15 protein-coding genes are annotated in these 15,128 nt (G+C 51.7%); 12 read left to right on the forward strand and 3 right to left on the reverse strand.

Annotated elements, in window-relative coordinates:
- The first annotated feature begins 60 nt into the window (after nucleotides 1-60).
- The 4 genes from cysB (at nucleotide 61) to acnA (ending at nucleotide 4,990) form a co-directional block, all read left to right on the forward strand.
- Nucleotides 61-1,035 (forward strand): HTH-type transcriptional regulator CysB, encoded by a 975-nt coding sequence (gene cysB / locus AC1MDE_RS03735; RefSeq protein WP_034821485.1) that lies wholly within the window; start codon nucleotides 61-63, stop codon nucleotides 1,033-1,035.
- Between the two features lie 493 nt (nucleotides 1,036-1,528).
- The gene (locus tag AC1MDE_RS03740) at nucleotides 1,529-1,687 is read left to right on the forward strand and encodes a YmiA family putative membrane protein (protein ID WP_071845610.1); all 159 of its coding nucleotides are present in this window, start codon (nucleotides 1,529-1,531) and stop codon (nucleotides 1,685-1,687) included.
- Nucleotides 1,688-1,690: 3 nt separating this feature from the next.
- Nucleotides 1,691-1,870: a hypothetical protein gene (locus AC1MDE_RS03745; RefSeq protein ID WP_034821480.1), complete on the forward strand. Its 180-nt coding sequence runs from the start codon at nucleotides 1,691-1,693 to the stop codon at nucleotides 1,868-1,870.
- Nucleotides 1,871-2,308: 438 nt separating this feature from the next.
- The gene (gene acnA / locus AC1MDE_RS03750; protein ID WP_058959802.1) at nucleotides 2,309-4,990 is read left to right on the forward strand and encodes an aconitate hydratase AcnA; all 2,682 of its coding nucleotides are present in this window, start codon (nucleotides 2,309-2,311) and stop codon (nucleotides 4,988-4,990) included.
- A gap of 40 nt (nucleotides 4,991-5,030) precedes the next feature.
- On the opposite strand, the gene ribA is transcribed toward acnA, so the two are convergent.
- Nucleotides 5,031-5,624 (reverse strand): GTP cyclohydrolase II, encoded by a 594-nt coding sequence (gene ribA, locus AC1MDE_RS03755; RefSeq protein ID WP_034821474.1) that lies wholly within the window; start codon nucleotides 5,622-5,624, stop codon nucleotides 5,031-5,033.
- Between the two features lie 229 nt (nucleotides 5,625-5,853).
- Here ribA and pgpB point away from each other — a divergent pair, with 229 nt between their 5' ends.
- The 5 genes from pgpB to yciH all read left to right on the forward strand — a co-directional run bounded on the left by pgpB (nucleotide 5,854) and on the right by yciH (nucleotide 9,458).
- Nucleotides 5,854-6,618: a phosphatidylglycerophosphatase B gene (gene pgpB, locus AC1MDE_RS03760; protein ID WP_058959801.1), complete on the forward strand. Its 765-nt coding sequence runs from the start codon at nucleotides 5,854-5,856 to the stop codon at nucleotides 6,616-6,618.
- Nucleotides 6,619-6,745: 127 nt separating this feature from the next.
- Nucleotides 6,746-7,051: a LapA family protein gene (locus AC1MDE_RS03765; RefSeq protein ID WP_038646699.1), complete on the forward strand. Its 306-nt coding sequence runs from the start codon at nucleotides 6,746-6,748 to the stop codon at nucleotides 7,049-7,051.
- Nucleotides 7,052-7,057: 6 nt separating this feature from the next.
- The gene (gene lapB / locus AC1MDE_RS03770; protein WP_058959800.1) at nucleotides 7,058-8,227 is read left to right on the forward strand and encodes a lipopolysaccharide assembly protein LapB; all 1,170 of its coding nucleotides are present in this window, start codon (nucleotides 7,058-7,060) and stop codon (nucleotides 8,225-8,227) included.
- A gap of 200 nt (nucleotides 8,228-8,427) precedes the next feature.
- Entirely contained in the window at nucleotides 8,428-9,135 is a 708-nt protein-coding gene (gene pyrF, locus AC1MDE_RS03775) for an orotidine-5'-phosphate decarboxylase (RefSeq protein ID WP_058959799.1), read from the forward strand.
- Nucleotides 9,135-9,458: a stress response translation initiation inhibitor YciH gene (gene yciH / locus AC1MDE_RS03780; RefSeq protein ID WP_058959798.1), complete on the forward strand. Its 324-nt coding sequence runs from the start codon at nucleotides 9,135-9,137 to the stop codon at nucleotides 9,456-9,458. Before pyrF ends, yciH begins: the two co-directional genes overlap by 1 nt.
- Before the next feature lie 68 nt (nucleotides 9,459-9,526).
- On the opposite strand, the gene osmB is transcribed toward yciH, so the two are convergent.
- Complete coding sequence (gene osmB, locus AC1MDE_RS03785) at nucleotides 9,527-9,745, reverse strand: osmotically-inducible lipoprotein OsmB (protein WP_034821457.1); 219 nt, start codon at nucleotides 9,743-9,745, stop codon at nucleotides 9,527-9,529.
- A gap of 316 nt (nucleotides 9,746-10,061) precedes the next feature.
- Here osmB and araD point away from each other — a divergent pair, with 316 nt between their 5' ends.
- From araD to AC1MDE_RS03800, 3 genes are all read left to right on the forward strand, one after another.
- Nucleotides 10,062-10,760 (forward strand): L-ribulose-5-phosphate 4-epimerase, encoded by a 699-nt coding sequence (araD, locus tag AC1MDE_RS03790; RefSeq protein WP_058959797.1) that lies wholly within the window; start codon nucleotides 10,062-10,064, stop codon nucleotides 10,758-10,760.
- Nucleotides 10,761-10,990: 230 nt separating this feature from the next.
- On the forward strand, nucleotides 10,991-11,974 hold the full coding sequence (gene kdgT / locus AC1MDE_RS03795) for a 2-keto-3-deoxygluconate transporter (RefSeq protein ID WP_058959796.1): 984 nt from the start codon (nucleotides 10,991-10,993) through the stop codon (nucleotides 11,972-11,974).
- Between the two features lie 140 nt (nucleotides 11,975-12,114).
- On the forward strand, nucleotides 12,115-12,981 hold the full coding sequence (locus AC1MDE_RS03800) for a crotonase/enoyl-CoA hydratase family protein (protein WP_058959795.1): 867 nt from the start codon (nucleotides 12,115-12,117) through the stop codon (nucleotides 12,979-12,981).
- 12 nt (nucleotides 12,982-12,993) lie between these two features.
- Here AC1MDE_RS03800 and pdeR read toward each other — a convergent pair whose 3' ends face one another.
- The gene (gene pdeR, locus AC1MDE_RS03805) at nucleotides 12,994-14,979 is read right to left on the reverse strand and encodes a cyclic di-GMP phosphodiesterase (RefSeq protein WP_034821445.1); all 1,986 of its coding nucleotides are present in this window, start codon (nucleotides 14,977-14,979) and stop codon (nucleotides 12,994-12,996) included.
- Nucleotides 14,980-15,128 lie beyond the last annotated feature (149 nt).

A 15,128-nucleotide genomic window follows, 5' to 3' on the forward strand; every position in this document is an offset into this window, starting at 1 on the left:
ATCAAGGCGGAAACACGCCTGCAGGGAATGCCCCTCTGTCGCTACCGGGAAGATATAACTATGAAATTGCAGCAGTTGCGTTACATCGTTGAAGTGGTTAATCACAACCTCAACGTCTCCTCTACCGCCGAAGGTCTTTATACCTCGCAACCGGGTATTAGTAAGCAAGTGCGTATGCTGGAAGATGAACTCGGCGTGCAGATTTTTGCGCGTAGCGGGAAACATCTCACTCAGGTCACGCCAGCAGGTGAAGAGATCATCCGGATAGCACGTGAAGTGTTATCGAAGGTCGATGCGATTAAATCTGTCGCGGGTGAGCATACCTGGCCCGACAAAGGCTCGCTGTATGTGGCGACCACGCATACTCAGGCGCGTTATGCCTTGCCTGGCGTGATTAAAGGCTTCATCGAGCGTTACCCACGCGTATCGCTGCATATGCATCAGGGATCGCCAACGCAAATTGCTGAGGCCGTGTCGAAGGGCAATGCTGACTTTGCGATCGCGACCGAAGCGCTGCATCTGTACGACGACCTGATTATGTTGCCGTGCTATCACTGGAACCGCGCCATTGTCGTGACGCCAGACCATCCGTTAGCAGGCAAATCGAATGTGACGATTGAAGAGCTGGCTGATTTCCCGCTCGTGACCTACACCTTTGGCTTCACCGGCCGCTCAGAGTTGGATACCGCCTTCAACCGTGCAGGATTAACGCCACGTATTGTCTTTACGGCCACCGACGCTGATGTCATCAAAACATATGTGCGTTTGGGCTTAGGGGTGGGTGTGATTGCCAGTATGGCGGTGGACCCGGTTTCCGATCCGGACTTAGTGCGTATTGAAGCATCAGAAATTTTTACCAATAGTACAACCAAAATTGGCTTTAGACGCAGCACGTTCCTGCGAAGCTATATGTATGACTTTATTCAACGTTTCGCACCGCATTTGACGCGTGATGTAGTGGATGCTGCGGTCGCATTACGTTCAAATGAAGATATCGAAGCGATGTTCCGCGATATCAAGTTACCTTTCAAATAATCCCCTAACTCATTATTTTCACAAGGTGTCCAGTGGGCATCTTGTGAAACCCTCTCTGGTTAGCGCCACAAGAATCTCAAAAAATTTCATTATTTTTTTGTAAATGAAACATCGATCACATGTTTTTTCATTGTTATATCTTAAATGAGAAACAGTACACAAAATTTACGCTGCTGCTTTGCGGACCGCCAGGAATATTCCCATACTCCAGTTATCAACTGATGACAAAGGCCTTTTAGTCAGGCTCTTTAAATTAAACTCAAATTTAGAATGGTACTAAATTTGTTTTAACCCAAATTTACAATGTTTGTATTAGATAAATAGTTTGATCAGTAATTAAATTTATCTCATCAATTGTTTGGGTTTTGATAAACAGCGTTAATCGTTGTACTCAATAAAAATAACTGGATTTTCGGACTTAACAAGTTTAGGATTCGTCCTAAATCTTAATCGTTATCAACAATCGTTTTATTGAGAGTGATTATCAAAAACTATGAACACTAGACTGACTGTACAACAAGATTTTCGTACTAAAACCGCCAAGGTTGAGCGCTCTGGTAATGTGCGTCGCAAGGCTTGGTTGACCGTCTTCGCTGCTTCAGCACTGTTCTGGGTAGTGGTGGCATTGATGATTTGGCGTATGTGGGGTTAAGCCATGTGGGCAAATACACTCAGCCGTAAGTCTCCGGTTTCTGCGCGTCAGCCGAACACGTCAGCGTGCAAAGCGAAAGAAGTAAAGAGCGTTGAACAGCCTGTGGCGATTCCTGCGTCGTGGGAACTGAGTGAAAACCAGCGTAACTTTATCGAATCGTTCATGGATCCGAAGTCGAAATAACGCAGTCTGCGTTTTGTTCTATATATAGACATCTATACCTCTCTTTACCGGATTATCCGGTGGGCATTTTAAAAGCCCGTCCTTTAACACTCAGCACTAAAAAAACGGTGTCATCAGTACAACGCTGAAGACGGTGGACTTTTTTTGCCCGGAATCCGGGAGGGTGTGACTCGATGAATACAACGACTTTTTCATGGTTCGGCGTTTATGCCTTTTCCTTTGCATTTTGGGCCGCGGCCGTGTGGGCAATGATCTAATCCAATAACTCAAATTGTACTGATTTCTATTAATGCCCTGACAAACGTCGGGGCATTTTTCTTTGTGCCTTTATGTGTCATTTCGTGTTGTTATCAAATCGTTAACGAAATTGTGGTCTATCTTTAAGCTAAACCTTGTGGTTATTGAGGTTTAAAAGAGAGGCCCATATAAGGAGGAGCTATGTCGTTAACGTTACGGGAGCACAGTCAGGATACGCTGGACGTTCGGGCAAAAAAATATCATTACTACAGCCTGCCAAAAGCTGCCCAGCAATTGGGTAATATCGATCGCTTACCTAAATCAATGAAGGTGTTGCTGGAAAACCTCCTGCGCTGGCAGGATGAGGATTCCGTGACAGCTGAAGATATACAGGCGCTGGTTGGCTGGCAGAAAGATGCGCATGCTGACCGGGAAATTGCCTATCGCCCAGCGCGCGTGTTGATGCAGGACTTCACCGGCGTGCCAGCGGTGGTGGATTTAGCGGCGATGCGTGAAGCGGTAAAACGCCTCGGCGGCGATGTGGCCAAAGTTAATCCTTTATCGCCGGTCGATTTGGTTATTGACCACTCGGTGACCGTTGATCATTTTGGGGATGAAGACGCCTTCGAAGAAAACGTGCGTCTGGAGATGGAGCGCAATCACGAACGCTACGTTTTCCTGCGCTGGGGGCAAAAAGCGTTTAATCGTTTCCGCGTAGTGCCGCCCGGCACCGGTATCTGCCATCAGGTTAACCTGGAATATCTGGGGAAATCCGTCTGGCATGAAACGCTAGAAGGCAAAGAGGTCGCTTATCCTGATACCTTAGTCGGCACAGATTCCCATACCACGATGATCAACGCGCTGGGCGTATTGGGCTGGGGTGTTGGCGGTATTGAAGCCGAAGCCGCCATGTTAGGGCAACCCGTGTCTATGTTAATCCCCGACGTTGTCGGTTTCAAACTCACCGGCAAACTGCGTCCTGGCATCACCGCGACCGACTTAGTTTTAACCGTGACGCAAATGCTGCGCAAGCATGGTGTGGTGGGTAAATTCGTTGAATTCTACGGTGATGGCCTTGCCGATTTGCCGCTTGCCGATCGCGCAACTATCGCTAATATGGCACCGGAATATGGTGCCACCTGCGGTTTCTTTCCCATTGATGAAATCACCCTGAGCTACATGACCCTGACCGGGCGTGATGCCGAACAAGTCGATTTAGTCGAAGCTTATGCTAAGCAGCAAGGGATGTGGCGAAATCCGGGCGACGAACCACGGTTTACCAGCTCACTGGCGCTGGATATGGCAGATGTTGAATCCAGTCTTGCCGGTCCGAAACGACCGCAGGATCGCGTCTCTTTAGGTGATGTACCCGCCGCCTTTGATGCCAGCAACGAACTTGAAGTTAATCATGCGCAGAAAGCGCACAAGACCGTCACGTATCGCGACAGCGAGACCGGCGATAGCTATCAGCTGGAAGATGGCGCGGTGGTCATTTCTGCTATTACCTCCTGTACTAATACTTCCAACCCTAGCGTCTTGATGGCCGCGGGCCTGCTGGCGAAAAATGCGGTTGAGCGTGGGTTGATGCGCAAACCCTGGGTGAAAGCCTCGCTGGCACCGGGATCAAAAGTGGTGTCGGATTATCTCGCGGTGGCTCAACTGACACCTTATCTGGATGAATTAGGTTTCAATTTGGTGGGATATGGTTGTACCACCTGCATCGGTAACTCGGGCCCATTGCCAGATGAAATTGAAAGCGCGATTAAAGAGGGCGATCTGACCGTCGGTGCTGTGCTGTCGGGTAACCGAAACTTCGAAGGGCGCATCCATCCGCTGGTGAAAACTAACTGGCTGGCGTCGCCACCGCTGGTGGTGGCTTATGCACTTGCCGGTAACATGAAACTCAACCTGCAGAACGATCCCATCGGGCAGGACCGGCAGGGCAAGGATGTCTTTCTGCAGGATATCTGGCCATCACCAGAAGAGATCGCCGCCGCAGTGCAGAAAGTGACCAGTGATATGTTCCATAAGGAATACGCCGAGGTCTTCGACGGTACGCCTGAGTGGCAGCAAATCAAAGTCAGTGAAGCCGCGACTTATGACTGGGATGAGGGATCGACATACATCCGCCTGTCGCCGTTCTTTGACGATATGGGCAAAACACCGGAGCCTGTCCAGGATATTAAAGGCGCGCGCATTCTGGCAATGCTGGGTGACTCTGTCACCACCGACCATATTTCGCCAGCGGGCAGCATCAAAGCGGAAAGTCCTGCTGGACGCTATTTGCTGTCGCATGGTGTTGAGCGGACCGATTTCAACTCCTACGGTTCGCGTCGTGGTAACCACGAAGTGATGATGCGCGGGACTTTTGCCAACATTCGTATTCGTAATGAAATGGTGCCGGGCGTGGAAGGGGGATACACCAAACACTTCCCCAGCAATGAACAGCTGGCGATCTACGATGCTGCCATGAAGTATCAGTCCGAAGGTGTGCCACTGGCAGTGGTCGCCGGGAAGGAGTATGGCTCAGGTTCCAGCCGCGACTGGGCTGCGAAAGGCCCACGTTTACAAGGTGTGCGCGTGGTTATTTCTGAGTCGTTCGAGCGTATCCATCGCTCTAACCTGATCGGCATGGGGATCCTGCCGCTGGAATTCCCTGCTGGCGTCACGCGCAAAACACTGGGATTAACCGGGGAGGAGTTTATTGATGTCGAAAACCTTTCCCAGTTGAAACCGGGTTGTACTGTGAATGTCACCCTGACGCGCGTCGATGGTAAAAAAGAGACGCTGGAAACCCGGTGTCGTATCGATACCGGCAATGAGCTGACCTATTACCAGAACGACGGCATATTGCATTATGTGATACGTAATATGCTGAACTAAAGAAAAAGCCGGGAGATTTCCCGGCTTTTTGCTTTCTGCGTTACGCTTTTGGCAGCAGATGACCCATTTTTTCTGCCTTGGTATCAAGGTAGTGAGCATTTTTGGGGTTGCGCCCAACCACTAACGGCACGCGCTCGACAATATTAATTCCCGCTTCGCTCAGGATCTCGACTTTGCGTGGATTGTTCGTCAGCAGGCGGACTTCATTGACGCCCAACAGTTTGAACATATCTGCACACAGGGTGAAATCGCGCTCGTCGGCGGCAAAGCCCAACTGATGATTCGCTTCCACGGTGTCGTAACCTTTGTCTTGCAAAGCATAGGCGCGGATCTTGTTCAACAGACCGATATTACGGCCTTCCTGGCGGTGATATAACAGCACGCCGCGTCCTTCTTCAGCGATAGCGGTGAGCGCCGCTTCCAGCTGAAAACCACAGTCGCAGCGCAGGCTGAACAGCGCATCACCGGTTAGACACTCAGAGTGAACGCGCGCCAGCACTGGATTGTGGTCGCTAACATCACCGTAAACCAGCGCGACATGATCCTGGCCGGTTGCCAGTTCTTCAAAACCAACCATCAGGAAATCTCCCCATGGCGTGGGCAGTTTGGCTTCTGCTACCCGTTTAAGCTGCATGTGACTCTCCAGAACCTTCAGAGGATGCGCTATCATCATGATAACGCACGGGCCCGATTGGCCCGACAAAACTGACAATATTGTGCCACAACCTGTATCCGGGCCGTTAATCAGTCAGAGTTATTGTAGTGATAAAGCACAATTATCTAAGCTGCAACGGGTATGTTATTCTTTTTTCAGCTAAAGTTATGCCAGCCACGCGAATATCAGCGGATCTAAAAGGAAACGGATGTTAAAAATTGCGCAGCGCACCACCCTGGGAATGCTTTTGTTATTAATCATGCCTGTTGCTGTCTGGCTCTCTGGCTGGCAATGGCAGCCAGGTGAGAGTAGCGCGTTTTTACGGGTACTCTTTTGGATGACCGAAACCGTCACTAGCCCATGGGGCATTTTGACAAGCCTTCTCCTCAGTGCCTGGGTTTTATGGTGTTTACGCTTCCGACTTAAGCCCGCCATTTTACTGATCCTCTTCATGAACGGCGCAATTCTTGCTGGCCAGTACACCAAATCTTTCATTAAAGAGCAGGTGCAGGAACCCCGTCCCTATGTGGTTTGGCTGGAGAAGAGTTACGGTATTGATGAAGGGGCGTTTTATCAGCAAAACCGTCAGGGGCGCAGTCAGTTGGTGTCGACTTTAGTGGCGAACGACACTCAGCTGCCGCAATGGCTGAAAAACCACTGGGCGTTTGAAACCGGCTTTGCCTTTCCTTCCGGACATACCATGTTTGCCGCCAGTTGGGCGCTGCTGGTGATTGGCCTACTCTGGCCACGGCGCCACATCGTGACCGTGGTCGTGCTGTTTGCCTGGGCTACCATGGTGATGGGCAGCCGTTTGCTGCTGGGCATGCATTGGCCGCGCGATTTAGTGGTGGCCACCCTGATTTCCTGGCTGTTGGTTACGGTTGCCACCTGGCTGGCGCAGCGTTTTTGTGGCCCGCTTACGGTGCCGCGCGAAGAGCAACAGGAGATTGAGCAGCGTGATGATGGATTGTAATTTCTGCGCGCGCCCCCATATGATTGATTGCGCTTGCGGAAAATGCGCTAAGTGATGTGCTGATAAGCAGCATCGACGGCACTTTTTTGGCATACTTCTACTGGATAACCTCACGACAGGACGCATTGTGAAATATTTGCTGATTTTTCTCGTGGTTTTGGTCATTTTTATCATCTCCGTCACGCTTGGAGCGCATAACGACCAAATCGTCACTTTTAACTATCTGCTGGCGCAGGGTGAATTCCGCATCTCCACATTGCTGGCGAGCCTGTTTGGTGCCGGATTCCTGCTTGGATGGGCAATTTGCGGTCTTTTCTGGTTGCGGATACGTGTTTCTCTCGCTCACGCGCAGCGCAAGCTGAAACGCATGCAGGCGCAGAACGAACAATCAACGGCTGTGACAAATTCTTCTACTGCTGGTCGTCGGGATTAAGTTTCGATGCTTGAATTGCTGTTTTTGCTTCTCCCTGTTGCTGCGGCGTATGGCTGGTATATGGGCCGTCGCAGTGCACATCAGGATAAGCAACAGGAAGCCAATCGCCTGTCACGTGAATATGTTGCCGGCGTAAACTTCCTGCTTTCCAATCAACAGGACAAAGCTGTTGATCTCTTTCTGGATATGCTGAAGGAGGACAGCGGCACAGTTGAAGCTCACCTGACGCTCGGCAATCTGTTCCGTTCACGCGGCGAAGTTGATCGCGCCATTCGCATCCACCAATCCCTGATGGAAAGCGCTTCTCTGAGCTATGAACAGCGCCTGTTGGCTATCCAGCAACTGGGTCGCGATTACATGGCCGCCGGGTTTTACGACCGCGCCGAGGACATGTTTAGTCAGCTTATTGATGAAACCGACTTCCGTATCGGTGCGCTGCAACAGCTGATACAGATTCATCAGGCAACCAGTGACTGGCAGAAAGCCATTGAAGTGGCGGAAAGATTGGTCAAGCTCGGCAAAGAGAAGCACAAGGGCGAAATTGCCCATTTCTACTGCGAGCTTGCGCTTCAGGCGCTGAGCAGTGACGATCTTGATCGCGCCATGAGCTTGTTGAAGAAGGGTGAATCGGCCGATCACCAGAGCGCGCGCGTTTCCATTATGATGGGCCGCATCTTTATGGAGCAGGGCGAATACGCTAAAGCAACGGCTCGCCTGCAGCGCGTGCTGGATCAAGATAAAGAGCTGGTGAGCGAAACCTTATCGATGCTCGAAACCTGCTATCAGCGACTGAATCAGCCCGAAGATTGGGCGCAGTTTTTACAGCGCTGCGTTGAAGAGAATACCGGCGCGGCCGCTGAACTTTACCTCTCTGATATCCTCGAACAGCAGCAGGGGCCTGAAGCGGCGCAGTTATACATTAATCGCCAGTTACAGCGCCATCCGACCATGCGCGTGTTCCATCGCTTGATGGATTTCCACCTGCATGAAGCAGAAGACGGTCGTGCCAAAGAGAGCCTGATGGTGCTGCGCGATATGGTGGGCGAACAGATTCGCACCAAACCACGCTATCGCTGCCAAAAGTGCGGATTTACCGCGCATGCGCTTTATTGGCATTGCCCATCCTGCCGCGCATGGTCTTCTGTGAAACCAATCCGCGGACTTGACGGCCAGTAACGGCCGTTTTTTTATTATAACCGCACTATAGTTACAACATACTATAATCTTGAATTCTCAAAGAGAGTTGTGGCACTGTGCAGCCTTCGGTCGATCATCGGTTTAAAGCGCGCTGTGAGATTGTCGGGAAGGGCATGCGCGGGTAGAATGCTTGCCGTTTGTCCATTGCGCCCGCGGGTGCCTGCCTTTGAGGAAACGTTATGCCTGTAACCACTTCACCGATTCTGGTGGCGCTCGACTATCATAATCTCGACAGCGCACTGCAGTTTGTGGACCGCATTGACCCGAGCCAGTGTCGCCTGAAAGTCGGCAAAGAGATGTTTACGCTATTTGGCCCGTCACTGGTGAAAACACTGCAGTCGCGTGGTTTTGACGTTTTTCTCGATCTGAAGTTTCATGATATTCCGAATACCACCGCGCACGCGGTAGCCGCGGCTGCCGATCTCGGTGTGTGGATGGTTAATGTTCACGCCAGTGGCGGGGCGCGGATGATGAATGCGGCTCGTGAAGCGCTGCTGCCTTTTGGCAAAGATGCGCCATTGTTGATTGCGGTAACCGTATTAACCAGCATGGATGAAGACGATCTCAAAGGCCTCGGCATTACGCTTTCACCCGCTCAGCAGGCGGAACGTCTGGCTCGCCTGACGCGCGATTGTGGTCTGGACGGTGTGGTGTGTTCAGCGCAGGAAGCTGCTCACTTTAAGCAGGTAATCGGTCAGGATTTCGCCCTGGTGACACCGGGTATTCGTCCGGCTGGCAGTGATGCCGGCGATCAGCGCCGCATCATGACACCACAACAAGCAAAATTGGCTGGCGTGGATTACATGGTGATTGGGCGTCCGATCACCCAATCCAATGATCCGGCTGAAACACTACGCACCATCCTGCAAAGCTTACAGGAGGTCTAATGGCTCAGGACAACCGACTGGTTTACTCCACTGAAACGGGTCGCATCGCTCAGGAAGAAGAAAAAGCGCCGCGCCCGAAAGGGGACGGTATTGTGCGCATCCAGCGCCAAACCAGCGGCCGAAAAGGCAAGGGCGTATGCCTGATTATCGGTATCGATTTGGATGACGATGCGCTCAACAAGCTGGCAGCAGAACTGAAGAAAAAATGTGGTTGTGGTGGGTCACTCAAAGATGGCGTGATCGAGATTCAGGGCGATAAACGCGATTTATTAAAGACGCTGCTTGAAGCCAAAGGCATGAAGGTGAAATTAGCCGGCGGTTAATAAAAACGGGCCGCACACTGTGCGGCCCGTGATGCTGTAGATGCGCTGCGTAGCCTGAATCTTTATCGTTATTTAGAAACCTGATGGCCGATAATACCGCCAACGGCTGCACCACCCACTGTACCCAGTGCACTTCCGTTAGTCAGGACAGAACCACCGATTGCACCCGCACCCGCCCCGATGGCGGTATTACGGTCGCGTTTTGACCAGTTCGAACAACCACTCAAGGCAACAACCAGGGTGGCAGCTAATACCGCAACGGTCATACGTTTCATTGTTGTCGTCATCTCTTTCTCCTTGATTGTATGTACAGAGGCAACCTTGTAAGTATAGATGTTGCGCAACGAAGTACGTCATCCCTGCGTGTCATTCAATGCTCTCCATTGTGACCATTTGCGGCGGTTAATCCTGTGCAAACCGTACCGTTCCTGACTATAGCCCGATGAACCTCAACTAAATTAGATGAAGATAGAATATTCTTAATTCACGCCACACTTCTTCGGTCTCAGCGACTTTCCGCTGCTTTTACAGCGATTCGCTCCATAACGTTTTCTCCGCCCGTTCAGCACAATTCAGCTATCACAGTTCGCAGGAGGAATAATCATGCTGGAATCGCTCAAGCAGCAGGTGCTGGAAGCCAATCTGGATTTACCGCGCTATAACCTGGTCACCTTTACCTGGGGTAACGTCAGCGCCATCGATCGCGATCGTGGCCTGCTGGTGATCAAGCCATCGGGCGTGAAATACGAGAAAATGCAGCGTGACGATATGGTGGTGGTGGAGTTAGCGAGTGGCAAGGTGGTGGAGGGGACGCTTCGCCCATCATCCGATACGGCCACCCATCGCGCGCTGTATCTCGCCTGGCCGGAGATTGGTGGCATCGTACATACCCATTCACGCCACGCCACAATCTGGGCGCAGGCCGGACGAGACATTTTGGCTCTGGGTACAACACATGCGGATGATTTCTACGGCACCATTCCCTGTACGCGTGCGATGAAGCGTGAAGAGATACAGCAAGAGTATGAATGGAACACCGGACAGGTGATTATCGAAAGCTTTGCGCAACGCCGCATTAAACCCGCCGACATTCCTGCTGCGCTGGTCAACTCGCACGGCCCCTTTGCCTGGGGTAAAGACGCGGATGCAGCTGTGCACAGTGCGGTGGTGCTGGAAGAAGTGGCTTACATGGCACTTCACACGGAACAACTGCGCAGCGAATTGCCTCCGATTTCGCAGAATTTACTCGATCTGCATTATCTGCGTAAGCATGGCAAGAATGCATGGTACGGGCAGAATTGAACATTGAAACTTCATTGAGGCGCCTGAGGGCGCCTTAATTTTTTGCTATTTAGCGCTGGTATGGCGATGCATATCATAAAAAAGAAATGCCAAATCTACAAAAATAAAACACCGTTTCATTAATATCGATTCGATCACTTTTTTCCTGACTGCCAGTGGTTATCTTGCCTGCCATGCCATCCGGCGAACGATAACGCACCTCCTTCTGGCTCAGTAAAGGTGACACAACTATGCATATCAAACGTGCAATCGATAAGATTCCAGGCGGTATGATGTTAATCCCGCTGTTTTTGGGCGCGCTTTGCCACACGTTTTCACCCGGCGCAGGAAAATACTTTGGCTCTTTTACTAACGGCCTGATGACGGGCACTGTGCCGATTCTGGCGGTATGGTTCTTCTGTATGGGGGCATCGATCAAACTCAGCGCAACCGGAACCGTGCTGCGTAAATCCGGCACCCTGGTATTAACCAAAATCGCCGTTGCCTGGGTCGTGGCTGCCGTGGCATCCCGCATGATGCCGGAAAATGGCGTAGAAGTCGGTATGTTTGCCGGTTTATCCACGCTAGCATTGGTTGCTGCGATGGACATGACCAATGGCGGCCTTTATGCCTCCATCATGCAGCAATACGGTTCAAAAGAAGAAGCAGGCGCGTTTGTGCTGATGTCGCTGGAATCGGGTCCGCTGATGACCATGGTGATCCTGGGGACCGCAGGCATTGCTTCGTTTGAGCCACACGTGTTTGTTGGCGCGGTGTTGCCCTTTATTGTCGGCTTCGCGCTTGGCAATCTTGACCCGGAATTGCGCGAGTTCTTCGGCAAAGCCGTACATACTTTGATTCCGTTCTTTGCCTTCGCTTTGGGTAACACCATCGATTTGGCCGTGATCGCACAAACCGGTTTATTGGGCGTATTGCTCGGTGTTGCCGTCATCATCATCACCGGTATCCCACTCATTATTGCCGACCGATTAATTGGTGGTGGTGATGGCACGGCTGGGATCGCAGCATCCAGCACCGCAGGCGCGGCAGTGGCGACGCCGGTGCTGATTGCCGAGATGCTGCCACAGTTTAAACCGGTCGCTCCCGCAGCCACCGCACTGGTGGCAACATCCGTTATTGTGACTTCTGTATTAGTACCCATTATCACCGCCCTCTATTCAAAACGCGTTAAGCGTTCTCATGTGGCGGTAGGACAGCGCGCTGCCATCAAGTAAGCCTGCTTATCTTTCCCCGACCCCATGGTCGGGGATATCTCTGGATTTTACTTTATAAATCAATCTCTCATTTGGTCTGGCCTCACTCTGGATTACGCTGATGTTGCGTTTAACGCATCACATAACTAGAGGATGAGACTATGACAGTAATTAACCAACCAACTTGCAGATTGTTTACCGAAGTCGGACAAACCACCCAGCTGGCGGCCTACTATGAAGAGGGTCGACACACCATGTGGATGCTGCTGCGTGCCCAGCCGCGTCCTAGTTTCAACCACGAATTAATTGAGGAGATCATGAATCTGAGCTATGCCGCTCAGCGTTCGGGTTTGCCGATTGATTTTTGGGTGACGGGTTCGCTGGTACCACAGATGTTCAACGCCGGAGGCGATTTGCGTTTCTTTGTGGAGTGCATTCGTAACAACCGTCGTGAAGCGCTGCGGGCCTATGCGCGTGCCTGCGTGGATTGCATCCATTCGGCAGCGCGGGGTTTTGATACCGGAGCGGTGACGCTGGCGATGATTGAAGGGAGTGCATTGGGTGGTGGCTTTGAAGCCGCGCTGGCCCATCACTTCATTCTGGCGCAGAACTCTGCACGGATGGGGTTCCCGGAGATCGCGTTCAATCTGTTCCCTGGCATGGGCGGCTATTCACTGGTGGCACGGCGTTCCGGCATGAAGCTGGCCGAAGAGCTGATCTGTGAAGGGGAATCGCATAGCGCAGAGTGGTATGAGACGCGCGGTCTGGTAGATAAAGTCTTCCAGCCAGGCGATGCTTATCGTACCACGCGTACCTTTATCGATACTCTACGTCCGAAGCTGAATGGTGTGCGTGCCATGTTGAAAGCGCGCCAGCGCGTACTGCAACTCTCGCGAGCCGAGCTGATGGATATTACGGAAGATTGGGTGGATTACGCCTTTACACTGGAGCCTAAAGACATTGCTTACATGGAACGACTGGTGCAACTACAGAACCGTCATAGCGCATCCCTGCGCAAAGCCGGATAATCGAGAGCAGCGTTAAACGCGGGCAGGATGCTTAGCCAGCCAATGCCCGAGCTGTTCTGCGGGCATTGGTTTTGCATAAAGATAACCCTGACGCCCATCGACACCGTTGGTCATCACAAACTTCTCCTCAGCTTTGGTTTCAATCCCTTCCGCAATGACTTGCAGATCGAGGGTTTTGGCCACGGCGACAATGGCACGGACCAAAGATTGCGCCACCGGTTGTTTGTTGATGTTACGTACGAAACTTTGATCCAGTTTGATTGCATCAATGGGCACGCGAGCCAACTGGGAAAGCGAGGAATAACCTGTACCAAAGTCATCAAGATGAACCTGAGCGCCCAGTTCCTGGAACTGCTTCATCAGCGTGAGTGCACCGGCTTCGTTCTCAATCAGGCAGCTTTCGGTGAGCTCGATATCAATGGGACAATCCGTGAGGCCGGCTTCGCTCAGCGCCTGCTTTAAATCGGTATAAATACTTTGGTCAATCAATTGTTTAGCTGAAACATTAACGGCAACGCGCAGGTAAATTCCCTCGCTGCGCCACTGAATAATTTGTTGCAGAACGTTCAGCATCACCCAGCGGCCGAGCGGCACGATGAGGCCCGATTCTTCAGCATACGAGATAAAGTCGCCAGGCGGCACCAGACCGCGCTCGACGGAATTCCAGCGCACCAATGCTTCTGCGCTGCGCACTTCGCCGTCACGATCTAATTTGGGCTGGTAGTACACCACCAGATGCTCCAGTTCCAGTGCTTTACGCAGGTTAGTATCAAGCCAGAGATATTCGAAAACACGCTGATTCATCTCGTTAGCGAACACGCAGAATTTACCGCGCCCATTCTCTTTGGCGTGATACATCGCGGTATCGGCGTTGCGGATCAGACTTTCCCGATCCTCGCCGTGCAGCGGGGCCAGGGCGATACCAATCGAGCAGCCGCTGTAGACTTCGATCAAACCGACGCGGAACGGTTGACGCAGGCGCTCAAGAATACGTGATGCCATGGCTTCCAGCGCAGCCTGGCTGGTATGTTCTGCCAGTACCACGAACTCATCACCACCAAGACGGGCCAGCGTCTGATCTTTGCCCAGACAGCTGAGAATGGCGAGGGAGACCGCTTGCAGCAGTTGGTCGCCAAACATATGGCCGTAGGCGTCGTTCACCTTCTTAAAATTGTCCAGATCGAGATAAACCACGCCAGTTTGACTGCCATTGGCTAATTCCAGTGCCAGACTAATCTGTTGATGGATGGCATTGCGGTTGGGTAAACCGGTCACCGTATCGGTGTTAGCGAGAACACGTAAGCGTTCCTGAGCGCGTCGCTCTTCTGTGATGTCGGTTCCAGAACAGATGAGGAAAATTTCATTTTTCCCACTACCGCTGTGCACAAACTTATTACGAAACAGAAACAGTCGCTGGCCTTTTTTGGTTTTGATCCAGCGCTCTACTTCATAAGAGTTGCCATCGCGAAAGAAGCCCGAAATGTTGCGTCGCGAAGCCTGCGCTTCCTGCTTAGTCATGAACAGTTGAAACACGTTGCGGCCGATCACTTCCTGCTCTTTGAGCCCGGTGTACTCTTCGCTTAAGCGATTGAATCGCTGAATATTCCCGCGTTGGTCGAGGATCACAATCACCGAGTTTGCTTCGGAAACCACTTGTTCAGCAAAAGACAATCCGAGTGTTAAATCACGCGCCACGGAGGAGGTATCACCCCAGGCGGAAGAGGTACCAGCCCATGTCGATTGGTTGACCTTGCGGCCGACAAAGTGCATAGGCACCGGCGCACCGCGCAGGGAGAGGGTCAGGTTGATACTGGAGGTGATCACCGTCATCGCACGCAGCAAACTGGCCTGCGCGGGGGTTAATGGAACCGCCAAATTGGTATTGGCATTCTCATCTTCGGCAAAATGCAAAGCATCGCTATCTGAAGTTAAACGCCAATGAGGGCTGGTTGTGCCAAACAGGGTGTATAGCAACGTTTGCCCTTGTTCATCGGTCATGGAAACTTCCTCCGGGGAAATGCTGAGCAGGCGGTATCTCATTATTTTAGCAACAGTATTCAACCTCCTGCGTTAGCACAAGATGCAAACCAAATATATTTTTGTTTTCACTAAAGAATGGCACGAAAAAGCCCCGAAAATCGGGGCTT

The organism is Pantoea folii (genome assembly GCF_056678875.1).